The sequence below is a fragment of the Achromobacter sp. 10T422 genome (assembly GCF_056394065.1).
The window spans coordinates 79,929-101,124 of sequence record NZ_JBFTHD010000004.1; the positions used below are offsets into that span (position 1 = coordinate 79,929).

The following is a 21,196-nucleotide window of genomic DNA, read 5'->3' on the forward strand; positions in this document are numbered from 1 at the left end:
GGCAGCCTCCCTAGAAGCCGCCCCTTTTGCTTGCAGCGCCTGCGTCGCTACAAAAAGCGATGCGAATTCCGCATCGCCATCAAGCCGACATCAACTGCCAGGCCAGCCGGGCGGCCGCGCGCGCGCCATGCCCGTCGATGTCGAGACGCGGGCTGTATTCCGCCATATCGGCCAGCCGCAACTTGCCGCTGGCCTTCACGCGCAGCACGATTTCCTCAACCACGGCCATCGGCACCCCGTAAGGCGCAGGCGCCGAAACGCCGGGCATGACGCCGGCCGGCAGCACGTCCAGGTCGATCGTCAGGTACACGTGGCGCGCCCGCGCCAGCAAGGCGTCGACGTTGGCCAGGCGGGCTTCAAGGTGGCGTTCCTGCATGTCACGGTCTTCGACCCACACGGCGCCCACTTCGGCGGCGCGCGCGTACAACGCCGGCGTATTGGCCAGCCGCGACACGCCCAGGCAGGCGTATTGCAAGGGCCGTCCGCGTTCCTCGCAGTAGTGGGCGATCTGGTCGAACGGTGTGCCCGAGCTGCCCGGGCGTCCGGTGCGCAGGTCGAAATGCGCATCCAGGTTCAGCACCAGCACGGGCTCGTTGTCGCCTCGGGATTCCAGCCAGCGGGCCAGGCCCTGGAAGCTGCCCCAGGCGATTTCGTGCCCGCCGCCCAACACCACCGGGCGGGCGCCCTGCGCCAGCAGATCGGCCACGCGCAGGCCCAGTTGCTCCTGCGCCGCCTCCAACTGGTCGCCTTCGCAGGTGACATCGCCCGCATCCAGCAAGCGGGTCAAGCCATGCGCCGGCAAGCCCGCCATGAACTTGCGGATGCCAGCCGGGCCTTCCGCCGCGCCGATACGCCCTTGGTTACGGGCGACGCCCGCGTCGCAGGCAAAGCCCAGCAACACCGGCTCGCCCTTTTCCACCTGGCCCGCGGCCGCTTCGACAATGTGCGCCAGACGGCGCGTGTCGCCTTGTTCGGCGCTGTCGTCGCGCGCCTTCCACAGGGTTTTGTCCAACTGCACCGCGCTCATGCCGCCGCCCCCTGCCCCGCATTCAGCACGGCTTGCAGGAATTCACGAGTGCGCGGTTCGCGCGGCTGGCTGAAGATMACTTCCGGCGTGCCGGATTCCAGGATCACCCCGCCATCCATCACGGCGACCACATCGGCCACGTCACGGGCAAAGCCCATTTCGTGCGTCACCACCATCATCGTCATGCCTTCGCGCGCCAGCAGCTTCATCACCTGCAGCACTTCGCCCACCAGCTCCGGGTCCAGCGCCGAGGTCGGCTCATCAAACAACATGACTTTGGGCTGCATGGCCAACGCGCGGGCAATCGCCACGCGTTGCTTCTGTCCGCCAGACAGGCTGGCGGGCATGGCGGCGGTCTTTTGCGACAGACCCACCTTCTTCAGCAGGTCTTCGGCCAGCGCATTGGCCTCGTCGCGGCCCATGCCGCGCAGCTTGCGCGGGCCCACCGTCACGTTATCCAGCACCGACAAGTGCGGAAACAAGTTAAAGCCCTGGAACACCATGCCCACCTGCATGCGCAGCTGGTTCAGCGCCGCCTCGGGCAGCAGTTCGCCATCGTCCAGCAAGGTCTGACCGCAGATGTCCACGGTGCCGGCCTGCGCCACTTCCAAACCATTGCAGCAGCGCAGCAAGGTGCTCTTGCCGGAACCGCTGGGCCCGATCACGACCACCACCTGCGAAGGCAGCACGTCGAAATCGATGCCCTTCAGCACGGCATGTTCGCCATAAGACTTGTGCAGGCCGCGGATGCGGATCATTTCCTGCGGAGCGCCAAATTGGTTCATTGCACCATCCCCCCGGCGCGCAGGTGTTGTTCCACCTTGCGCAAAATCACCATCGCGGCCGTGGTCAGGACCAGATAAATCAAAGCGACCACCAGATACGTTTCCAGCGAGCGATACGACACACTGATGATCTTCTGCCCTTCGTGCATCAGATCGTGAATGGTCAGGAGCGACACCAGCGCCGAGTTCTTGATCAGCGCAATGAACTCATTGCCCAGCGGCGGAATCATGCGCACCACTGCCTGCGGCAGGATGATGATGCGCATCGCCTGGCCCGACGACATGCCCAGCGAGCGCGCCGCTTCCGTCTGGCCGCGGTCAACCGACTGAATTGCGCCGCGCACAATTTCCGACACGTACGCGCCGGAATACATGCCCAGGCCCAGCACGCCGCACGCGAACGCCGGCAGTGTCACCCCGAACTGCGGCAGGCCGAAGAACCAGATGAACAGTTGCACCAGCAAAGGGGTGCCGCGAAAGAACAGCAGGTACGTGCTGCACAGGTTATAGATGATGTAGCGCTTGGGGTTGAGGCGGCCGACGCCGACCAGCAGGCCCATGACACACCCCAGCAACAAGGCGCCAGCGGTTACCTCAACGGTAACCACCGCGCCCCGCATCAGGCTGTCGAAGTCGGCGAAGACGGGAGCGAATTCCAGGTTCATTTCGCGGGAGCCTCAAACCACTTGTTCACGATGGCCTGATAGCTGCCGTCGGCCTTCAGCTTTTGCAGCGCGGCGTTCAGGTCGCGCGTCAGCTCGGGCTTGCTCTTGGGCACGGCAATGCCGTAGTCCTCGGTCGTGATCTGATCGTTCAACACGGTCAGCCCCGTCGTGCTTTGCGCGAACAGCTTGGCGGCGGGCTTGCCGGTCACGGCGGCCTCCGCGCGGCCGATCTGCACCAGGTTGAACATTTCCTGGTTCTTCTCGACTTCCACGCGCTGCACGGCCGGGAAATGTTCTTTCAGATAGTTGACCGACTTGGTGCCCACCTGCACCGACACCTTGCGGCCATCCAGATCCTTCAGCGTCTTGATGGGGCTGTCCGTCTTGGTCAGCACCACGAGTCCGCCTGCGTAGTAGGGGTCGGTGAAGTCAACGACCTTGCTGCGCTCGGGCGTGATGTAAATGGCGGACACGGCGATGTCGGCGCGGCCGGCTTGCAGCGCGGGGATCAGGCCTTTGAAGTCGATGTCGATCCATTCGACTTTCTTGCCCATGGCGCCGGCCAGCGCCTCAACCAGTTCGATGTCGAAACCCGTGCGCTTGCCGTCTTTGACAAACTCCATCGGCGGGAAGGTGGCGTCGGTGACGGCGCGGATGGTTTCCTGGGCGTGCACGGAGCCAGCGCTCCAGGCCAGGCCCAGCGTCAGGGCGGCAGTCAGCAGTGTGCGGCGAGTGGTCATGGTCAGTCCTATGGGAAAGAGGTACGGCGATGAGTACGGCGGAAGAGGAATAGCGAAAAGTGAGGCGGCAGAAATGGCGTGGTAAATGCGGCGTGGTGAATGCGGTGCGGCGAATACGGTGTGGCGAATACGGTGCGGCGAAAAACGGGGAGTGAAAAAACGCTACAGCGTGGAATTCAAGGAAATGTGGCGGCGGTGCAGATTCCGTTTTTGGCGCGTCAATGCACCTTCAATCGTTCGGAAATACGGCGGGCGGCGGCAACCGTCATGGCGATCAAGGCGTCGGGACGCTGGGCGGCGCGGGTCGACGGCGCCATCAACGTGATGGATGCGACGGCCTGGTTGGGCCGCTGAAAAATCGGCACGCTGACACCCCACACGCCCGCATCGACTTCGCTATCGGTCACGGCGTAGCCTTGCTCGCGGATGGCTTCGAGTTCATCGGCCAGGCGTGCCGCGTCTACGCCGGCTTCGTCGGCCAGATAGGCCAGCGCGGCCTGCAAACGGGCCAAGGGCATGAAGGCCAGCAGGGATTTGGCCGAGGCGCCGCGCGCCAGCGGCAGGCCACGGCCTTTGGTGAACGAGCAACGCAGCGGATGCTGGCTTTCGACCATGTCCAGGCAAACGGCCTGGTCTTTCACCGCCACGAGCAAGCCGATGGTTTCACCCGAGGCCGCCGCCAGCGACGCCATGTCAGGCTGCGCTTCGTGGATCAGAAACGACGACTGATCAAAGCCCCAGGCCAGTTGCACGCACAACGGCCCAGGTCCGTATTCCCCTTCGTGTTCAGCCACGAAACCCCAGCGCTTGAGCAGCGCCACCTGGCGATACAGGGTGCTTTGAGCCAGACCCGTTTTCTCGGCCAGCGCGGCGATCGTCAGGGGGCCATCGTGCCGGGCCAGCGTGGCCAACACGTAGAGAACGCGATCTGCGCCCGCCCCCACCGAGGAATCCGACATCACACTCAACTCCTAGCAATAAGGCGCTGAGATTATCAATTTGTGGTGGTTATCCTTTCTTTTATTCCCGACAGTTGAGAATAAACAGGGAAAACCCCAGGAAGAGTACGAAAAAAAGACCGCATAGCGGTCTTTGGATCTGTCCCTTTCGGGCATTTCAAGCGGGGCGGCGCCGAGCCTGGACTCGGGCCGCTGCCGTGGCGTCTGACTTAAGGCGCGGCGGGCTTGTCGTCGTAGTTGTTCAGGCGCACGCCCGACACGCCGCCCACGTTGGGGGTGGCTGGGGCGGGAGCTGACGCGGCCGGCGCCGGAGCGCCCGGCGCATCCGCCGACGGCGCCACCGCGGGCGGCAGCGCGGCGGTGTCCGGCACCGGCACCGGCTCGGCTTCCGCCGGTACAGGATTCGTGGCGCGGCGCGCGCGCTTGGCGTCGTCGGCGCGCGCGACCATGGCCGTCAGTTCGGTGGCCAACGCGGCCGACTTGCCGTTGCGCGCCCAGTCGGCCGCGCTTTGGTCTTTCAGATCGCGGGTCGTCACATCGGCGCCCGCCTTCACCAGAAGATCGACCATGTCTTTATTGCCACCCAGCGCCGCCATCATCAAGGGCGTCTCACCGCCAGGCGCCGGCGCATTGACCATGGCTTTCTTGGAAAGCAGCATGCGCGCCATTTCCATCTGCCCCTTGGACGCCGCATAGTGCAACGGCGTCCAGCCCAGGCGATTCACCTGCGCACCGCGCGCAATCAGCTTCTTGGCCCGCTCGGTCTGGCCGGCAATCGCCAGGTACATCAGCGGAGTTTCACCCGCCGGGTTCTCGGCGTTGACGTCGGTGCGCTTGTCGGCGGCAATCACGTCAAACACCTTCCAGGCGCCATCGACCACCGCACGCATCAGGGCCGGCTGGCCGTTCTTGTAGCGCACGTTGGGATCGGACCCGTGAGCCAGCAGGTCTTTGATGTCGTCGGGATAGTCGTTGGCCACATAGACCCACCAATCGCCAGGATTGGCGGCGTGCGCCATCGGCGCCGCCAGCCCGATGGCCAGCGCCAGCAGCGCGCCGCGGCAACGCGACAACAAGACGTGACGGGCGGTCGGAGCGTAGGCGGTCATGGCTATCCTAGAAGTGACTTTAAATAAATTAGATGAACTTATTTCTTTATCTTATTGAAAAGACGGAAGAAATTATCAGTTGATGCGCGCGCCACCTCGGCCACCGTGATGCCTCGCAGATCGGCAATCTTCTCGGCCACGTGGATCACCTTGGACGGATCATTCAGTTTGCCGCGATACGGCACCGGCGCCAGATACGGCGAGTCCGTCTCGATCAGCAAGCGGTCCAGCGGCACCTTGGACGCCACTTCATGCACCACTTGCGCATTCTTGAACGTGACGATGCCCGACAGCGAGATATAGAAATTCTGGTCCAACGCCGCTTGCGCGACTTCCCAGTTCTCGGTGAAACAGTGCATCACGCCGCCCACTTCGGCCGCCTGCTCTTCCTTCAGCATGCGCACCGTGTCTTCGGCCGAGGCGCGTGTGTGCACGATCAGCGGCAAGCCCGTCTCGCGCGCGGCACGGATGTGGCGGCGAAAGCGTTCGCGCTGCCAATCCAGCGGTTCGGACAAGCGGTAATAGTCCAGCCCGGTTTCACCAATGGCCACCACCTTGGGGTGGGCCGACAGGCGGACGAGCTCTTCGGGTTCAGGGTCGGGCGTGTCTTCGTAGTCGGGGTGCACCCCCACCGAGGCCCACAGATTGGGCTGCGGCTCGACCAGCGACATCAGGCCAGGCCATTCCGGCATGTTCACGCTGACGACCAGCGCGTGGGTGACCTGGTTGGCGGCCATTCGATCAAGAATGCCCGGCAAATCGGCCGCCAGCTCGGGAAAATTCAAATGACAGTGGGAATCGACGTACATGTTTTGACTACATAAAGAGACCGCGGCGCCCTGCCCGTTTTCGGGCAAAACGCCGCTGGATCAGAGACTTACGCCTGGCAGGATAGCACCACGCGTTGCAGGGTGGCGTGCGCAAAAAGCTTGGCGTTCAGCGGATGGGTGGCCAGCGCCCGTTGCCGCGTCAGCCAGCGTGCGGCTTCCGCCACGCGCGCGGTATTCATGCGCGTGGCGACCTGGGCCACGCCCGCCGCCAACACCGGGAAGTAACGCACGGGCGCGCCCGCGCTGGCCAGCATCAGGTCGGTGTACAGCCGTTGCAACGCGTCGATCCATTCGGTGGCGGGCACTTTTTCCAGCGACTCGGCCAGCGTGCCGACGTCTGGCGTCTGGCCTTGGGCCAAGGGGCCGATCAGTTGCTGCAACCACGGTGGGCAAGGCGTGTCACCCGCTTGCGCCAAGCGCAGCGCAGCCAAAGGCGCGCCGCCCGCAGCCGCCAGCCATTCGCGGGCAGGTTCAACATTCTGGGCACGCAACCATTGCAACGCGGTGTCAGGGTCGGGCGCAGGCAGCGGCAAACGCCGGCAGCGCGACACCAACGTCGGCAGCAAGCGGTCTGGCGCGTCGGCCACCAGCAGGAAAACAGTGTGTGGCGGCGGTTCTTCCAGCACCTTGAGCAAGGCGTTGGACGACACCACATTCAGCGCATGCGCCGGATACAGCAGCGCCACGCGCCATCCGCCCCGGTGAGTCGCCGTGTTGAACCAGGACTCCAGCGACCGAATCTGATCGATGCGGATTTCCTTGGACGGCGCCCGCTTGGCCGCGCCCGTGGCGGGTTCAGCGTCTTCCGCGGCATCGGCGGCGGCATCCGCCCCCTCTTCCACGGCCACCGCCTCGGGCCGGATGCGGCGCAAGTCGGGGTGATTGCCGCTGGCGAACCAGGCACAGGCGGCGCAATGGCCGCAGGCCAAGCCGTTATCGGGCGTTTCACAGAGCAGGCTGGCGGCGGCGGCGATCGCGAAATCCAGCTTGCCGATGCCGGCCAGGCCATGCACCAGCCACGCGTGGGCGAAGCGGTCGCGGTTGCCCAGCCAGGCCCGCGCCGTCTCCATCTGCCAGGGCAGGAATTGAGGTGCGCTCATGCCCGCGCTCACGCCTTCACGGCCAGCAGCGCCCGCAGCCCGGCTTCAAGCTCGGTGCGGATCTGCGCAATCGACTGGGTGGAATCGATGACGTGAATACGGTCGGGATCAGCCTTTACGCGTTCGTGATACGCGTTGCGGGTGCGCTCGAAGAAGGCTGCGCCTTCGCGTTCGAAGCGGTCGGGTTCGCGCGCATTGGCCAGGCGCGCACGGGCCACGTCCAGCGGCACATCGAAGAGCCAGGTGCGGTCGGGCTGGCCGGCCTGCATCCATTGCTCAAGCACGGCCACGCGCTCGGCGCCCAAGCCGCGCCCGCCGCCCTGATAGGCGTAGGTTGCGTCGGTGTAGCGGTCGCACACCACCCAGGCGCCACGCGCCAAGGCCGGCTCAATCACCTGGCGCGCGTGTTCGCAGCGCGCCGCGAACATCAGCAGTGTTTCAGTGTCCAGGCCCATGGTGTCGGTCAACACCAGGGCGCGCAGTTTTTCACCCAGCGGCGTGCCGCCGGGTTCGCGGGTCGAGACGACCTCAATGCCCTGCGCTCGCAAGAAGTCCGCGATCCAGTCGGTGTGCGTGCTCTTGCCCGCGCCGTCCACGCCCTCCAGCGTAATGAAGCGTCCGCGTGAGGTCATTGATCTTGTCCTTGTGCTGAGTCGGAATCGGAATCGGAGTCGGCGCTGGCGCCAGTACCCGTGCCAGTGCCAGTACCCGTGCCAGTGCCAGTGCCCGTGCCAGTGCCAGTGCCAGTGCCCGTGCCGCGGCCCGCGCTGGCGTCAGAGGAAGGCGCGGCGTTCGTGGAAGCGGCCGGCGCGGCCGCCGGGGCCCCGGCCGGAGCCGGCGTCGCGTTCGGACGCGCGCCCTGGCCCAGGATGTAGCGGGACACATTGCGGTTATGCCCGGACAGGTTCTCGGCGAACTCGCTCGTGCCATTGCCCCGCGACACGAAAAACAGGTACTTGTGTTGCTCGGGCTGCACCGCAGCCAGCAGCGCCGCGCGGCCCGCCGCTGCGATGGGCGTGGGCGGCAAACCCGGGCGCGTATAGGTATTCCATGGCGTATCCGTTTGCAGATCGCGCTTGCGAATGCGGCCTTGATAGGCCTCGCCCATGCCGTAGATCACGGTGGGATCGGTTTGCAGCAGCATGCCGATCTTCAGCCGGTTGGTGAACACGCCCGACACGCGGCGGCGATCCGGCCCATGGCCGGTTTCCTTTTCGATGATGGACGCCAGCACCAAGGCTTCATAGGGCGTGGCGACGGGCAGGTCCGATTGGCGCTTGGCCCAGGTGTCCTGCAAGATGCGCTGGCCTTCCTGGTAAGAGCGGCGCAGCAGATCGAAGTCGGTGCTGCCGGGGGTGAAGATATAGGTGTCCGGGAAGAACAGGCCTTCCGGGTGCTTGATGTCGGAACCCAGCCGCTCCATCAGCGCTTCATCGCTGGTGTCGCCCAAGGTTTGTTTGACGTCCGGGTTCTCGCGCAGCGCCTGGCGAATCTGGCGGAACGTCCAGCCTTCCAGGAACGTGATCTGGCGCTGGGTCATGTCACCCCGAGCCAGCCGTTCCAGCAGCAGCCACGGCGTGTCGCCGTTAATGGCTTGATAGCCACCAGCCTTCATCAGCTTGTCTTGCTCGGTCAGGCGGGCCATCCAGACAAAGCCGGGTTCCCACATCGGCACGCCCACGGCATTCAGCGCGCGCGCGACCGTACGCGGGCTGCTGCCCGGGTCCACTACAAAATCGATCCTGTCGGCCGGTAAATGCATGGGCCGGTGCATCCAGCTCCAGGCGGCGCCCACGGCTGCCGCGGCGGCAATCACGATGAGCAGGAAAGACCACAAGACGTAAAAACGGAGTCGCTTCTTCATAAGTCCCGGAAGTTTAATGGATCAGGCGGACCTGTCGCGGCAAAAGAGGGGTCAGAGTGCACGGGGCGGCCCTTTTCCCGGCGAGGGGATGGCCCATTGCCCGCAGGAAGGCGGCTATCATCTGCACTTTGATGACGCGATAACTCCGCCGACATGCACGCTTTCTACTCTTCGATTCCTGTCCGCGCCGAAGGTTGCGCGCAATGCGCGCCGCTGGAAGATTTTCAAGTCTTCAGCGCATCCGGCGCAGACGCCCTGACCTTTCTGCACGGCCAACTGACGCAAGACGTCACCGGCCTGCCTGCCGACGCCGCCCGCCTGGCCGGCTACTGCACCGCCAAGGGCCGCCTGCTGGCCACGCTGGTCATGTGGCGCGGCGCCGCCGCTGGCGATGACGCTCCGCAGCTCTACGGCCTGATCCGCAAAGACTTGTCGCAAGCGCTGCTCAAGCGCTTGTCCATGTTTGTGCTGCGCGCCAAGGTCAAGCTTGCCGCCACCTTGCTGAATGTAGCCGGGGTGCAGGTGACGGAGGAAGATGCCGCTGCACTGGAAGCCGTAACCGGCCCCTTGCCGCGCGCCGCCTGGCAGCGCGTGGACCTGCCGTCCGGCACCTGGATCGCCGCGCCCACGCCCGATGCGCGCCTGCGCTGGTGGTGGATAGCGTCCGACGAACAGCTGGAACAGTCGGCCGCGTTGTCCGGCGTGCTGGGCCTGGCCCCCGCCGCGCAATGGCAAGTGGCCGATCTGGCGGCCGGCATCCCCTGGATCGCCACGGCTACCCAGGACGTTTTCATCCCGCAAACGGTCAATCTGGAACTGGTGCAAGGCGTGAGCTTCACCAAAGGCTGCTACCCCGGCCAGGAAGTCGTGGCGCGTAGCCACTACCGTGGCACCGTCAAGCGCCGCATGGCGTATGGCACCGTTGCCGACGCCGGCGAGCAAGGCGCGACGCTGGCGGGCGTGGATGTTTTCGACGCCACCCAGCCGGGCGAGCCGATTGGCCGCGTGGTGGATGCGGCAAGCCTGGGCGGGGTCGCATCCGTCTTGTTCGAAACGACGCTTGCCGCCTTGCCCGAAGGCGATCTGCGGCTGGGTGCCGTAGACGGCCCGCGCATCGCGACCGCAGCGCTGCCCTACTCCATCACCCCGTAAGCCGTAGTTGGCGCGGTGCGTGGCCACCGGCTCGACGGTGGCCACCACGAAGCGTTACGCTGCGACAACGACGCGTAGCCCCCCACAAAGAAGCGTTACGCACCCAAGCCGAAGCGTTACGCCGCGACGCCGAACAGCGCCCCGACGCCGGCAGTCACCGCCATCGCCAGCGCGCCCAGTATCGTGACGCGCAGCGCGGCAGGCCCTTTGGGCGCGCCGCCCGCCCCCGCGGCCAACGCCCCGAGTCCGGCCAGACACAGCACCGACGCCCCAATCACCCACCCAATCAATTGCGGCCCGGGCGCCATCAGGGCCACCACCAGCGGCAAGGCCGCGCCGCCCGCAAACGATGCGGCGGACGCCACCGCCGCCTGCACAGGACGGGCCCGGTTATGGATGGATATGCCCAGTTCGTCGCGCGCATGGGCGTCCAGCGCATCATGTTGGGTGAGCTGGCGCGCCACCTGCGCCGCCAGTTCGCGCGTCAGCCCGCGCTCGACATAAATATCGATCAGCTCGGCCAGTTCTTCCTCGGAGTTGCCCTTCAGCGACCGCTGCTCCATCCGCAAGTCCGCCGCTTCGGTATCCGCCTGCGACCGCACGGATACGTATTCGCCCGCCGCCATCGACAAGGCCCCGGCAACCAGCCCGGCCAGACCCGATGTCAGGATGGCGCCATGCGTGGCCTGCGCCGCCGCCACGCCGGTGATCAGGCTGGCCGTGGACACAATGCCGTCATTGGCGCCCAAAACGGCCGCACGCAGCCAGTTGCTGCGAAAAATTCGATGGTGTTCTTTTGCTGGCATTGCCCGATACCCAAGCGACACGCGACAAGCGCGCGGCGCGCCCCGCCCCCTCAAGGGCAGGACGCGCCGCGCGCCGGATTCATCGCGGCGTCACGCGTACCGCGGTGAGCAAGCCTATCACGCAAAGCGTGGCCTGTTCGCCTTCGTAGGCGTGAACTTCCACCTGGCAGATCGACAAGCGCTTGCCCGGTTTGACCACGCGGCCGCTGGCCACGAAGCGGTCGCCCTTGGCCGGCGCCAGGAAGTTCATCTTGAACTCGGACGTCAGCACATCTTCGCCCGCGTTGAACAGCGTGAAGGCGGCATAACCGCCCGCACTGTCGGCAATGGTGGTGGAAATGCCCGCGTGCAAGAAGCCGTTCTGCTGGCAGAGGTCAGCCCGGTAAGGCAGCACGATATCCACCCTGCCCCGCTCCACCACATCCAGCCCTGCGCCCAGCAGGCGCATCACGCTTTGCTGGTCGAAACTTGCCTTGACCCGCGCGGCCGGGTCAGGCGACGACACATGCTCGCTCATGTCAGTCTTGCTCGCGCTTGACCAAATTGACGATGCTGGAGAAATCCAGCTTGCCCGAGCCGCCCGAGCTGTGCAGCGAATACAGATTGCGCGCCAGCTCACCCAACGGAATGGACGCTCGTGCCGACAGCGCCGCTTCGGCCGCCAGCCCCAAGTCCTTCAGCATCAGGTCCACGCCGAAACCACCTGCGTACCCCTTGGACGCCGGCGCATGCTCCATGACGCCCGGCCACGGGTTGTAGAGTTCGGTGGCCCAATTGCGGCCCGAGCTCTTGGCGATGATGTCGGACAGCACCTTCGGGTCCAGCCCATTGGCCACGCCCAGCGCCAGCGCTTCGGACGTGCCCGCCATCAAGATGCCCAACAGCATGTTGTTGCAGATCTTGGCGACCTGGCCCGCACCCGCCGGCCCGGCGTGGAAGATGTTCTTGCCCATCTTTTCCAGCACGGGACGCGCGCGTTCCAGCGCGGCGGACTGACCGCCCACGATGAACGTCAGCGTGCCTGCCGCCGCCCCGCCCGTGCCGCCCGATACCGGGGCGTCAATCATGGCGATGCCGCGCACGTCGGCCGCCTGCGCCACCTTGCGCGCGGAGTCCGGCGCGATGGTGCTGCATTCGATGACCAGCGCGCTGGATGGAATCTTGCCCAGCAAGTCTTCGCCCAGATACAGCCCTTCGACGTGCTTGCTGGCCGGCAACATCGAAATCACGACGTCGGCGCCCTTGACGGCTTCGGATGCCGAGGCCGCCGCGCGCGCCCCCGCATCGGTCAACAGCTTGACGGCCGCTGGCACCAGATCGAACACCGTCAAGCTGTGTCCGGCCTTGACCAGATTCAATGCCATGGGCGCGCCCATGTTGCCCAAACCGATAAACGCAATACTGCTCATGATGTCTTGTCTCCTGTTGCTATTGCTATTGCTGTAGGTATGGAACCATCGTGATCTGCATGACGGGGTGGCCGGTCCGCCTCTACCGAACCGGCCGGCGCGCTAGCGCCCTTCCTGACCCAGGTCGGCCAGCGGATGCGGCTCGCCTTCGGGCCACGGCTCTTCAAAGAATTTCTGCACCCAGGCGTCCGTCGCCATATCGATGACGGCGGGATTCCAGCGCGGGTTCTTGTCCTTGTCGACCAGCAAGGCGCGGATGCCTTCGGCGAAATCACCATGCGCGGTGCACGCCAGCGCGGCGATGTACTCGGCGCGGAATACGTCATCCAGCGAACGCAGGCGCGTGCGCTGCTGCAAGGCGAAGGCCAGGCGCACCGAACCCGGCGAGCCCGCCAGCATGGTCTTGGCGGCGCGCGCCAGCCAGGGGTCGGCGTGGTCCTTCAGCAAGGCGAGTTCTTCGTAGATCTCATCCAGGCGGTTGCCGTTGCACAGGTTGTTGATCAGGAAAGAATGCTGGCGCAGGTGACCAGGTTCAAGCGGAGCCTGCGGCTCCAGCGCTGTCAGCGCGCGGCGCAGCAAGCCATCGTTGAGCGAACGCGGTGCAATCGCTTCCTCGGACGCGCCACCGGCCTGCCCGGCCCAGGGCTGCTCTTCCAGCGACGCCAGCAGCTTCGGCCAATCAGCGTGGTTCAGCCGGAAGTCCGCCAGACCCGCAAAAAATGCGTCAGCCGTATTCATCTGCGCGCCGGTCAGCGCCAGGAACAAACCGATGCGGCCCGGCATGCGGTTCAGCAGCCAGCTGCCGCCCACATCAGGAAACAGGCCGATCGATACTTCGGGCATGGCCAACCGGGACGATTCGCTGACCACACGGTGGCTCGCGCCCATCATCAGGCCAATACCGCCGCCCATGACGATGCCATGGCCCCAACACAGGACGGGCTTCGGATAGGTGTGGATGCGGTAGTCCAGCCGATACTCGTGCTCGAAGAAGCGGCGCGCATAGGCATTGCTCCAACCGTTCTTGCCCTGGTTCTCGCTCATGCTGCGATACAGGCCGTGCAGGTCGCCGCCTGCGCAAAACGCCTTTTCGCCCGCGCCTTGCAGCACGACCAGCGCAACCCCCGGGTCGCGCGCCCACTCGTCCAGCCGCGCCGCCAGCAAGTCCACCATTTCCAGCGACAGGCCGTTCAGGGTCTGCGGCGCGTTCAGCGTCGCAATCCCGAACCGCATGCCGTTCGCCGCGCTTCTTTCTTCGAACAACACCGGTGCATTCATCTTATGTCGGCTCCTTTTTCCAACAATTGGCGGGCAATGATCACTCGCATGATCTCGTTGGTGCCCTCCAGAATCTGATGAACGCGAGTATCGCGCACCAGACGCTCCAAGGGATAGTCCCGCAAGTATCCATAGCCGCCATGAATCTGTTGCGCATCCAGACAAATCTGAAAACCCATATCGGTGGCGAAGCGCTTGGCCATCGCGCAGTAGGTGGCTGCGTCCGGCGACCCGGCATCCAGCTTGCACGCGGCCAGGCGCACCATCTGGCGCGCTGCGACCAAATGCGTGGCCATATCCGCCAGTTTGAATTGCAACGCCTGGAATTCGGCCAACCGGCGGTTGAATTGCCGGCGTTCGTCCATGTAGCGGCGGGCGGCGTCCAGCGCGCCCTGCGCCGCGCCAACCGAGCAGGTGCCGATGTTGATGCGTCCGCCGTCCAGGCCTTTCATGGCGATCTTGAAGCCTTCGCCCTCTTGCCCGAGCATATTGGCGGCCGGCACGCGCACGTTCTCAAAGGTGATGGGACGCGTGGACTGGCTGTTCCAGCCCATCTTTTCTTCCTTGCGCCCGTAGCTGATGCCCGCGCTATCGGCCGGCACCGCGAAGGCGCTGATGCCGCTGGCGCCCTCACCGCCCGTGCGCGCCATGACCACCAGCAGATCGGTGTCGCCGCCGCCCGAAATGAAGGCCTTGGCGCCGTTGAGCACATAGTCGTCGCCTTGGCGCTGCGCCCGCGTGGACAGGGACGCCGCGTCGGAACCGGCGCCAGGCTCGGTCAGGCAGTAGGACGCCAGCTTCTGGCCGCTGGCCAGCAAGGGGCCCCAGTGTTCGCGCAAGGCAGGCTGACCCCATTTTCCGACCATCCAGGTGGCCATGTTGTGGATCGTCAGGAAGGCTGTGGTCGACGGGTCCACCGCCGCCATTTCCTCGAACACCAGCGTGGCGTCCAGGCGCGGCAGCCCCAGGCCGCCGATGTCTTCACTGGCATAGATGGCGCAAAAGCCCATTTCGCCAGCGCGGGCGAAGGCCTCGCGGGGGAAGATACCTTCGGCGTCCCAGCGCGCCGCATGGGGCGCGAGCTCGCCCTCGGCGTAGTCGCGGGCGGCTTGCGCAAAGGCGCGCTGCTCGTCAGTCAGTTCCAAGTCCACAGCCTGTCTCCTGTTGTCATCAGTATTGTCTGCTGGCGTTGCTGCCGTCTCGTGAACGCCAGCCCGTCGATTTTGACATGACGTTAACGTAAACGTAAGTACGAAACGGTGCCTATGTTACGCCGGAAGGCCCGGCGCCACTTGTCGCGATGATGACAATGTGTACCCGGTTATCCGGGTCCGACAGGCGGCTGGCCCGCCCCCACGCCTACAACAGACCGGCCGGCCGGACCCTGCCGTTTCTGGCGGTTTTGGCGCGGCGGTGCTCAGCGCGGCGGCGGCGCGATTCCTTGGGGTCGAAGCTCAAGCCCCGATAGATTTCAACGCGGTCGCCATCGGCCAGCCGCGCCTGGGGTTCCGTGGCGCGGCCAAAGATACCCACGCCGCGCTCCCAGGGCTGCACCACAGGGAACGCCTGCGCGAAGCCGCTGGCCGCCAAGGCGTCAGCCACCGTCGCCCCCGCCGGCAGGCTCAGTTCGCGCAACCACACGTGGCCCGGCAAGGCGTAGCAGACGCTGACGCTGACGTTAGCGCTGGCGTCGACCTGCGGCGCGGCAGTCGGCTCATTCGCCATACTTGGACTGCGCCCGCTTGGTGAAGGAATCAATGAAGCTGGTGGCGATGCGGTTGAACACCGGGCCCACCACCATTTCCAGTGCGCGGTTCGAAAACGCGTACTCCATGGTGAACAACACCTTGCACGCGTCTTCGGCCAGGGGCTGAAATTCCCAATGGCCGACCAGGCTGGAGAACGGCCCGTCCACCAGTTCAAGGTCGATCCGGTCGGGATAGACGTGGGTGTTGCGCGTGGTGAAGCGCTGCTTCATCCCCGCGAAGCTGATCAGGATAGAGGCCTGCATGCCGTGCTCGTCGCGGGTTTGCACCTCGGCGCCGCCACACCACGGCATGAACTCGGGGTACTTTTCCACGTCGGCAACCAGATCAAACATCTGGGCGGCGCTGTAAGGCACCAGGACGGATCGTTGTACTTTGTGCATCGACTATCGCAAATGGCTAGAATGGCAAGATTTTACCGGCACTGCACGACCTAAGCCTAATGTGGGTATCCACAGGGCCATCAAACCTCAGGCAAACCCCTCAGGCAAACCCCTCAGGCAAAACCCCTCAGGCAAACCCCCCAGGCGAAACCTCAGGCAAAAAACAAGCCCCGGGCAAAAGACACGAGGGGCAAAAAAGCAATATGAGCAAAAAGGCGTTATGAGCATTATCGACAATCGCAAAGCCACGCACGACTATTTCATCGAAGACCGCTACGAAGCCGGCCTTGTCCTGCAAGGCTGGGAAGTCAAAGCGATTCGCGATGGCCGCGTGCAGCTCAAGGAAAGCTACGTCATCGTACGCGATGGCGAACTGTACCTGCTGGGCATGCACGTCAGCCCGCTGCCCACGGCGTCCACCCATATCCACCCCGACGCCATGCGCACGCGCAAGCTGCTGCTCAAGGCCGAAGAAATCAGCAAGCTCATCGGCAAGGTCGAGCAGCGCGGCTACACCTTGGTGCCGCTGAACCTGCACTATAAGAACGGCCGCATCAAGCTGGATTTCGCGTTGGGCCGCGGCAAGAAGCTGTTCGACAAGCGCGACACCGCGCGCGAGAAAGACTGGCAGCGCGAGAAAGAACGCATCATGAAGCACGACACGCGCGCGCCGCGCAAAGACAAAGACGATTGATTCACGCAGCAGCCGGGACGGGCGGCGCCAGCGCCTCGGCCGGCTCACCCGGCCCGACGATGCGGTTGCGCCCCGCCGCCTTGGCGGCGTAGAGCTTGCGATCCGCCCGTTCAAAAAAGGCCTCGAAGTTCTCGCCCGGCACCCAATCGGCAACGCCCGCGCTGAACGTGTACGAGATCGTGCTGCCGCCGTGCGCACAAGGCGTGCGCCGGGTGGAGTCCAGCAATCTGGCCGCCACCTCCATCACCGCGTCGCTGCGCAGGTCGGGAAACAGCACGCCGAATTCCTCGCCGCCCACGCGGCCCACATGATCTCCCGTACGCAGCGTGACCGTGGCCAGCAGGCCAAAATGGCGCAGCACCGCGTCGCCCGCCGCGTGCCCATGCATGTCGTTGATGCGCTTGAAGTGGTCCACATCCAATAGCAGTAAGGTCAGCGGCCGCCGCGTGCGCAGCGCCTGCGCGCAGTAGCGCTCGGCCTGCATCCACCACGCCTTGCGCGACATCAACCCGGTCAGGAAGTCGGTATTCAGTTCGTGCTCGCGATCCGCCAGCATGCGATCGTGAATGATCATGATCGTGCCCAGCGTCAGGCACGGCATGGTCAGCACACCCAAGGTCAGGAACGTGATGTTCCAGACCGTGGGTTCCAGCAAGGTCTGGGGAATGGCCAGGTCGAACAGGTAGACCGCCGCCCGCAGCGCGCAGACCAGGGCCGAAATCAGCGCGGCAACCCACAGGAAGCGATAGCTATAGCGCGAGCGGTGGGCGGGCATGTTGCGCTGGAGGGTGTGCGCCACGGCCAGCATGAAGCCCATCTGCAAGAACGACATCGCCACGATCCGCGGCCCGATCTGCCAGTCCAAATAGGTGCAGACCAGCACCACCGGCAGGGCCAGCAGGCAGCCCAGCATCATCAGATGCCGCGGCACGCTTAAGCCCAGCAGCCGCCTGACGCCCGTGTAATACGAGCACAGCGCCAGCGCGACGGCCACGTTGGGTACCAGCACCGACAACCACAGCGGCGCCGCCGTGTTCTGTAGCCCGAACGTAAAAAACGCCAACAGCGTGAGCAAGTTGGCGCGTATGGTTTCGCGGATGCCCGCCATGCCGCTGCGAGCCAGTGACCCCAGCACGCAAAGAGAAAGGACTCCCGCCAGTGCTGCTATCAGAAGCAAATTAACGGGAGCGATCATGGGCGGCGCGCGGTAAGGCGCGAGGTCAGGTGTTGCGCGTGGACTTCACGATGGTCATGGCCGAGGCGATCATGCCGCCAACGTCGGACATGTTGGCCGGCAGGATCAGCGTGTTGCCTTCCTTGGCCACATTGGCGAACGCTTCGACATAGCGTTCTGCGACCTTCAGGTTGACGGCTTCCATGCCGCCCGGCTGACGCACGGCGTCGGCCACTTGCGTGATGGCCTTGGCGGTGGCTTCGGCAATGGCCAGCACTGCGGCAGCTTCACCTTGCGCCTGGTTGATCTGCGCCTGCTTTTCACCTTCCGAGCGGGCGATGGCGGCTTCGCGTTCACCGGTGGCGATGTTGATCTGTTCCTGGCGGCGGCCTTCGGAAGCGGCGATCAGCGCACGCTTTTCACGCTCGGCGGTGATCTGCGCCTGCATCGAACGCAAGATCTCGTTGGGCGGCGTCAAATCCTTGATCTCGTAGCGCAACACCTTCACGCCCCAGTTCAGCGCGGCCTCGTCCAACGACGCGACGATATTGCTGTTGATGGAATCACGCTCTTCGAACGTGCGGTCCAGCTCCATCTTGCCGATGACCGAACGCAAGGTCGTCTGCGCCAGCTGCGTGATGGCCGAGATGTAGTTCGACGAGCCATACGATGCACGCATCGGATCGGTCACCTGGAAGTACAGCACGCCGTCGACTTGCAGCTGCGTGTTGTCACGCGTGATGCAAACCTGGCTGGGCACGTCCAGCGGAATTTCCTTCAGCGAATGCTTGTAGGACACGCGCTCGATAAACGGAATGACAAAGCCCGCGCCCGGTGACAGAACGCGGTCGAATTTGCCCAGGCGTTCGACCACCCAGGCGTGCTGCTGGGGCACGATGGCGATCGCTTTGATGACGATAAGAATCGCCAGTGCGACGACAACGAGCAGGACGATAGTGGAAGTATCGATGATCATTTGGAACTTCTCCTGGAGTGAGTGCGGAGGCGGCCTTGCTTGCCGGCAAGGGCGCCCGCCTCGGGCTGCGCGAAGCGTGGCCCGGTGTTACTGCGCCGGCATTTCTACGCCGGCATTTTTTACGCCGAGATTATTGCGCCGAATCCGGCTTGCCCCTTGGGGTCAGCACCAGCGTCGAGCCGCGCAATTCGGTGATGGTGTGTTCGCCCGCATGCGGCGTTTTGCCTGGGGCCAATTCCGCTTGCCAGTGCGCGCCGCGATACCAGACGCGCGCGGTGCGGTGTTCTGACCAGGCCTCGACGGTAACCGTCTGGCCGATATCCAGATTCACATCGACATTGCGGGCCGAATTGACTTCACGCTTTTTCAGGACACGCGTCTTGCGCAGGACCAGCAGGCCCAGCAGTAACACGACGCCGCAGGCCACCAGCTGCCATTCCTGGCCAATGTTCAACCACGCGGCAACGCCGCCGGCCGCCAGCCCCAGGGCCACCAGCAGCAAATAGAAAGTACCCGTCGCCAGTTCCCCGATGAGGGCCAGCGCGGCCAATCCCAACCAAATCCACATGGTGTTTAAGTCGCCTGAAAGGATGAGTCGTGAGCGGATTGTACGTATTTCCGGGACGCAACGGGTACGCTGGCGGCGGTCATGAACAATTGCACTGGATTATGATGTGCCCTGACGCGGCGGTCCCACCCGGATTTTCCGCGTCTGCCTTTTCTTCGATCAAGCATCCATGACCGCTGCAACTTCCACTGCCCTACCCGTTCTGATCCTGCACACCGGGGACCCGGACGACACGCTTAAAAGCCAGTTCGGCGGCTATGCCGAACAACTGTCGAAGGCGGCCGGCTTGGCCACGGACGACATCGAGATCGTGGCCGTGCATGAAGGCCAGCGCCCCCAGTTGCCCGCGCAATACCGCGCCGCGCTGATCACGGGCTCGCCCGCCATGGTGACGGATAAGGAACCCTGGAGCGAAGACACCGCCGCGTGGCTGCGCGACGCCGCCGCCGCAGGCTTGCCGATGTTCGGCGTGTGCTACGGCCACCAATTGCTGGCGCATGCCTTGGGCGGCAAGGTCGGCTACAACCCGTCTGGCCGCGAAGTGGGCACGCAAACGGTGGAACTGCTGCCGCAGGCCACGGGCGACAAGCTGCTGGCCGGCCTGCCGCCGACTTTCCCCGCGCAGATGCTGCATGCGCAAACCGTGCTGCAACCGCCGCCGGGCGCCGCCGTGCTGGCGCGTTCGGATCTGGACGAGCACCAGATGATCCGTATCGGCAGAAACGTGTTTTCGACCCAGTTCCACCCGGAATTCGGTCCCGACTTTGTCCGCGCCCACCTGGAGCGGTACGGCCGCCGTTACGCTGCCGAAAACCTGGATATGCCCGACCTGACGGCGAACGTGCGCGCGACCCCGGTGGCGGGCGAACTGCTGCGCCGCTTCCTGGACGCGTACGCGCCCGCCTGAACGCACGGCGCGCGCAACATCCGGAGTGCAGCGCGCGGCGGGGCTTGAGACCATGAGTCATAGCGTATTTCTCCACGCGCATGTCAGGAGTCCCTTATGAGCCCCGCCGTCGCCCCCTTGAGCAAACAGCACGCCGCCGCCGTCGAACGCGCCTGCCGTGCACTCGAGGCCGAGCAGCCGCCCGATCTGTCCACGCTGGCCGAGCAGGCCGGCATGAGCCGCTACCATTTCCACCGCATCTTCAAGGCCGTCACGGGCATCACGCCCAAGGCCTACGCCAGCGCCCTGCGCGCCGGGCGCGCGCGCCAACACCTGAAAGCCAGCGCCAGCGTCACCGACGCCATGTATGACGCCGGCTTCAATTCCAGCGGCCGCTTCTATGAAGCCGCGCCCGCCATCCTGGGCATGACGCCCACCGCCTTTCGCAAGAACGGCGAAGGCGTCGACATCCGTTTCGCCGTGGCGCAATGTTCATTGGGCGCGCTGCTGGTGGCGGCCAGCGACACCGGCATCTGCGAAATCGCCCTGGATGCCGATCCCGAAACCTTGGTTCGCAACTTGCAAGACCGCTTCAAGGCCGCCCGCCTGATCGGCGCGGATGCGGAATTTGAAACCTGGGTCGCCGCCGTGGTGGGCTTTGTGGAAGACCCATCGCGGGGCTTGGACCTGCCCCTGGATGTGCGCGGCACCGCTTTCCAGCGCCGCGTCTGGGAAGCGCTGCGCGAGATTCCCGTCGGCGCTACCGCCACGTATACGCAAGTGGCCGAACGCATCGGACACCCGCGTGCCGTGCGCGCCGTGGCCCGCGCTTGCGCCACCAACAACATCGCGCTTGCCATCCCCTGCCACCGCGTGGTGCGCACCGATGGCTCCATGGCCGGCTACCGCTGGGGCATCGACCGCAAGCGCGAACTGATCGCGCGCGAGGCGCAGGCGGCCTGATCCTTGCGCCGCGCGCCGTCCGTCTCGGTCAGGCCGTGGCGATACTCCTTGCCGCCGTCCGC

At 65.0% G+C, this 21,196-nt stretch carries 24 protein-coding genes; 4 read left to right on the plus strand and 20 right to left on the minus strand.

The window, feature by feature from the left end; all coding sequences use genetic code 11:
- Positions 1–79: 79 nt before the first annotated feature.
- The 10 genes from hutG to mltG all read right to left on the minus strand — a co-directional run bounded on the left by hutG (position 80) and on the right by mltG (position 9,079).
- Complete coding sequence (gene hutG, locus AC1DB0_RS10940) at positions 80–1,027, minus strand: formimidoylglutamase (protein ID WP_476756884.1); 948 nt, start codon at positions 1,025–1,027, stop codon at positions 80–82.
- Positions 1,024–1,812: an amino acid ABC transporter ATP-binding protein gene (locus AC1DB0_RS10945; protein WP_054425789.1), complete on the minus strand. Its 789-nt coding sequence runs from the start codon at positions 1,810–1,812 to the stop codon at positions 1,024–1,026. The genes hutG and AC1DB0_RS10945 overlap by 4 nt, the downstream gene beginning before the upstream one ends.
- Positions 1,809–2,477: an amino acid ABC transporter permease gene (locus tag AC1DB0_RS10950; protein ID WP_054425790.1), complete on the minus strand. Its 669-nt coding sequence runs from the start codon at positions 2,475–2,477 to the stop codon at positions 1,809–1,811. Before AC1DB0_RS10950 ends, AC1DB0_RS10945 begins: the two co-directional genes overlap by 4 nt.
- Positions 2,474–3,217, minus strand: a complete 744-nt coding sequence (locus tag AC1DB0_RS10955) for a transporter substrate-binding domain-containing protein (protein ID WP_054425792.1) — start codon at positions 3,215–3,217, stop codon at positions 2,474–2,476. Before AC1DB0_RS10955 ends, AC1DB0_RS10950 begins: the two co-directional genes overlap by 4 nt.
- Before the next feature lie 218 nt (positions 3,218–3,435).
- On the minus strand, positions 3,436–4,176 hold the full coding sequence (locus tag AC1DB0_RS10960) for an IclR family transcriptional regulator (RefSeq protein WP_054425794.1): 741 nt from the start codon (positions 4,174–4,176) through the stop codon (positions 3,436–3,438).
- 209 nt (positions 4,177–4,385) lie between these two features.
- Entirely contained in the window at positions 4,386–5,285 is a 900-nt protein-coding gene (locus tag AC1DB0_RS10965; protein WP_175168456.1) for an ankyrin repeat domain-containing protein, read from the minus strand.
- 38 nt (positions 5,286–5,323) lie between these two features.
- Positions 5,324–6,094 carry a TatD family hydrolase gene (locus AC1DB0_RS10970; protein WP_175168455.1) on the minus strand — a complete coding sequence of 257 codons (771 nt, stop codon included), beginning with the start codon at positions 6,092–6,094 and terminating at the stop codon, positions 5,324–5,326.
- Between the two features lie 68 nt (positions 6,095–6,162).
- Positions 6,163–7,215, minus strand: coding sequence for a DNA polymerase III subunit delta' (holB, locus tag AC1DB0_RS10975; RefSeq protein WP_476756885.1), 1,053 nt, complete (start codon positions 7,213–7,215; stop codon positions 6,163–6,165).
- A gap of 8 nt (positions 7,216–7,223) precedes the next feature.
- Entirely contained in the window at positions 7,224–7,847 is a 624-nt protein-coding gene (tmk, locus tag AC1DB0_RS10980) for a dTMP kinase (RefSeq protein ID WP_447577593.1), read from the minus strand.
- Positions 7,844–9,079, minus strand: coding sequence for an endolytic transglycosylase MltG (gene mltG, locus AC1DB0_RS10985; RefSeq protein WP_476756886.1), 1,236 nt, complete (start codon positions 9,077–9,079; stop codon positions 7,844–7,846). The genes tmk and mltG overlap by 4 nt, the downstream gene beginning before the upstream one ends.
- A 153-nt stretch (positions 9,080–9,232) precedes the next feature.
- On the opposite strand from mltG, the gene ygfZ reads away from it, so the two are divergent.
- Positions 9,233–10,231 (plus strand): CAF17-like 4Fe-4S cluster assembly/insertion protein YgfZ, encoded by a 999-nt coding sequence (gene ygfZ, locus AC1DB0_RS10990; RefSeq protein WP_342066551.1) that lies wholly within the window; start codon positions 9,233–9,235, stop codon positions 10,229–10,231.
- Between the two features lie 116 nt (positions 10,232–10,347).
- Here ygfZ and AC1DB0_RS10995 read toward each other — a convergent pair whose 3' ends face one another.
- The 7 genes from AC1DB0_RS10995 to AC1DB0_RS11025 all read right to left on the minus strand — a co-directional run bounded on the left by AC1DB0_RS10995 (position 10,348) and on the right by AC1DB0_RS11025 (position 15,873).
- Positions 10,348–11,037, minus strand: coding sequence for a VIT1/CCC1 transporter family protein (locus AC1DB0_RS10995; protein WP_054425805.1), 690 nt, complete (start codon positions 11,035–11,037; stop codon positions 10,348–10,350).
- Positions 11,038–11,116: 79 nt separating this feature from the next.
- Positions 11,117–11,554, minus strand: coding sequence for a PaaI family thioesterase (locus AC1DB0_RS11000; protein WP_342066552.1), 438 nt, complete (start codon positions 11,552–11,554; stop codon positions 11,117–11,119).
- 1 nt (position 11,555) lies between these two features.
- Positions 11,556–12,446 (minus strand): 3-hydroxyisobutyrate dehydrogenase, encoded by an 891-nt coding sequence (gene mmsB, locus AC1DB0_RS11005; protein WP_054425810.1) that lies wholly within the window; start codon positions 12,444–12,446, stop codon positions 11,556–11,558.
- Between the two features lie 102 nt (positions 12,447–12,548).
- The gene (locus tag AC1DB0_RS11010; RefSeq protein ID WP_054425812.1) at positions 12,549–13,724 is read right to left on the minus strand and encodes an enoyl-CoA hydratase/isomerase family protein; all 1,176 of its coding nucleotides are present in this window, start codon (positions 13,722–13,724) and stop codon (positions 12,549–12,551) included.
- Positions 13,721–14,875: an acyl-CoA dehydrogenase family protein gene (locus AC1DB0_RS11015; protein WP_175168452.1), complete on the minus strand. Its 1,155-nt coding sequence runs from the start codon at positions 14,873–14,875 to the stop codon at positions 13,721–13,723. The genes AC1DB0_RS11010 and AC1DB0_RS11015 overlap by 4 nt, the downstream gene beginning before the upstream one ends.
- Positions 14,876–15,083: 208 nt before the next feature.
- Positions 15,084–15,449, minus strand: a complete 366-nt coding sequence (locus tag AC1DB0_RS11020; protein WP_175168451.1) for an RnfH family protein — start codon at positions 15,447–15,449, stop codon at positions 15,084–15,086.
- Positions 15,439–15,873: a type II toxin-antitoxin system RatA family toxin gene (locus tag AC1DB0_RS11025; RefSeq protein WP_054425818.1), complete on the minus strand. Its 435-nt coding sequence runs from the start codon at positions 15,871–15,873 to the stop codon at positions 15,439–15,441. Before AC1DB0_RS11025 ends, AC1DB0_RS11020 begins: the two co-directional genes overlap by 11 nt.
- A 61-nt stretch (positions 15,874–15,934) precedes the next feature.
- Between AC1DB0_RS11025 and smpB the strand changes: the two genes are divergently transcribed.
- Positions 15,935–16,567, plus strand: a complete 633-nt coding sequence (gene smpB / locus AC1DB0_RS11030; protein WP_276325562.1) for an SsrA-binding protein SmpB — start codon at positions 15,935–15,937, stop codon at positions 16,565–16,567.
- A gap of 1 nt (position 16,568) precedes the next feature.
- Here smpB and AC1DB0_RS11035 read toward each other — a convergent pair whose 3' ends face one another.
- The 3 genes from AC1DB0_RS11035 to AC1DB0_RS11045 form a co-directional block, all read right to left on the minus strand.
- Entirely contained in the window at positions 16,569–17,762 is a 1,194-nt protein-coding gene (locus tag AC1DB0_RS11035) for a GGDEF domain-containing protein (protein ID WP_476756887.1), read from the minus strand.
- Positions 17,763–17,787: 25 nt separating this feature from the next.
- Positions 17,788–18,714, minus strand: a complete 927-nt coding sequence (locus AC1DB0_RS11040) for an SPFH domain-containing protein (RefSeq protein WP_156336837.1) — start codon at positions 18,712–18,714, stop codon at positions 17,788–17,790.
- Between the two features lie 133 nt (positions 18,715–18,847).
- Positions 18,848–19,285 carry an NfeD family protein gene (locus AC1DB0_RS11045; RefSeq protein WP_054425824.1) on the minus strand — a complete coding sequence of 146 codons (438 nt, stop codon included), beginning with the start codon at positions 19,283–19,285 and terminating at the stop codon, positions 18,848–18,850.
- 169 nt (positions 19,286–19,454) lie between these two features.
- On the opposite strand from AC1DB0_RS11045, the gene AC1DB0_RS11050 reads away from it, so the two are divergent.
- Positions 19,455–20,192, plus strand: coding sequence for a glutamine amidotransferase (locus AC1DB0_RS11050; protein WP_054425825.1), 738 nt, complete (start codon positions 19,455–19,457; stop codon positions 20,190–20,192).
- Between the two features lie 96 nt (positions 20,193–20,288).
- Positions 20,289–21,134 (plus strand): bifunctional transcriptional activator/DNA repair enzyme AdaA, encoded by an 846-nt coding sequence (locus tag AC1DB0_RS11055; RefSeq protein WP_054425827.1) that lies wholly within the window; start codon positions 20,289–20,291, stop codon positions 21,132–21,134.
- Positions 21,135–21,196: the final 62 nt, after the last annotated feature.

Excerpts from the sequence above, each read along its gene's own strand:
- hutG (WP_476756884.1), bottom strand. The coding sequence starts at position 1,027 with ATGAGCGCGGTGCAGTTGGACAAAACCCTGTGGAAGGCGCGCGACGAC.
- AC1DB0_RS10950 (WP_054425790.1), bottom strand. The coding sequence starts at position 2,477 with ATGAACCTGGAATTCGCTCCCGTCTTCGCCGACTTCGACAGCCTGATG.
- AC1DB0_RS10955 (WP_054425792.1), bottom strand. The coding sequence starts at position 3,217 with ATGACCACTCGCCGCACACTGCTGACTGCCGCCCTGACGCTGGGCCTG.
- AC1DB0_RS10960 (WP_054425794.1), bottom strand. The coding sequence starts at position 4,176 with ATGTCGGATTCCTCGGTGGGGGCGGGCGCAGATCGCGTTCTCTACGTG.
- AC1DB0_RS10965 (WP_175168456.1), bottom strand. The coding sequence starts at position 5,285 with ATGACCGCCTACGCTCCGACCGCCCGTCACGTCTTGTTGTCGCGTTGC.
- AC1DB0_RS10970 (WP_175168455.1), bottom strand. The coding sequence starts at position 6,094 with ATGTACGTCGATTCCCACTGTCATTTGAATTTTCCCGAGCTGGCGGCC.
- holB (WP_476756885.1), bottom strand. The coding sequence starts at position 7,215 with ATGAGCGCACCTCAATTCCTGCCCTGGCAGATGGAGACGGCGCGGGCC.
- tmk (WP_447577593.1), bottom strand. The coding sequence starts at position 7,847 with ATGACCTCACGCGGACGCTTCATTACGCTGGAGGGCGTGGACGGCGCG.
- mltG (WP_476756886.1), bottom strand. The coding sequence starts at position 9,079 with ATGAAGAAGCGACTCCGTTTTTACGTCTTGTGGTCTTTCCTGCTCATC.
- ygfZ (WP_342066551.1), top strand. The coding sequence starts at position 9,233 with ATGCACGCTTTCTACTCTTCGATTCCTGTCCGCGCCGAAGGTTGCGCG.
- AC1DB0_RS10995 (WP_054425805.1), bottom strand. The coding sequence starts at position 11,037 with ATGCCAGCAAAAGAACACCATCGAATTTTTCGCAGCAACTGGCTGCGT.
- AC1DB0_RS11000 (WP_342066552.1), bottom strand. The coding sequence starts at position 11,554 with ATGAGCGAGCATGTGTCGTCGCCTGACCCGGCCGCGCGGGTCAAGGCA.
- mmsB (WP_054425810.1), bottom strand. The coding sequence starts at position 12,446 with ATGAGCAGTATTGCGTTTATCGGTTTGGGCAACATGGGCGCGCCCATG.
- AC1DB0_RS11010 (WP_054425812.1), bottom strand. The coding sequence starts at position 13,724 with ATGAATGCACCGGTGTTGTTCGAAGAAAGAAGCGCGGCGAACGGCATG.
- AC1DB0_RS11020 (WP_175168451.1), bottom strand. The coding sequence starts at position 15,449 with ATGGCGAATGAGCCGACTGCCGCGCCGCAGGTCGACGCCAGCGCTAAC.
- AC1DB0_RS11025 (WP_054425818.1), bottom strand. The coding sequence starts at position 15,873 with ATGCACAAAGTACAACGATCCGTCCTGGTGCCTTACAGCGCCGCCCAG.
- AC1DB0_RS11035 (WP_476756887.1), bottom strand. The coding sequence starts at position 17,762 with ATGATCGCTCCCGTTAATTTGCTTCTGATAGCAGCACTGGCGGGAGTC.
- AC1DB0_RS11045 (WP_054425824.1), bottom strand. The coding sequence starts at position 19,285 with ATGTGGATTTGGTTGGGATTGGCCGCGCTGGCCCTCATCGGGGAACTG.
- AC1DB0_RS11050 (WP_054425825.1), top strand. The coding sequence starts at position 19,455 with ATGACCGCTGCAACTTCCACTGCCCTACCCGTTCTGATCCTGCACACC.
- AC1DB0_RS11055 (WP_054425827.1), top strand. The coding sequence starts at position 20,289 with ATGAGCCCCGCCGTCGCCCCCTTGAGCAAACAGCACGCCGCCGCCGTC.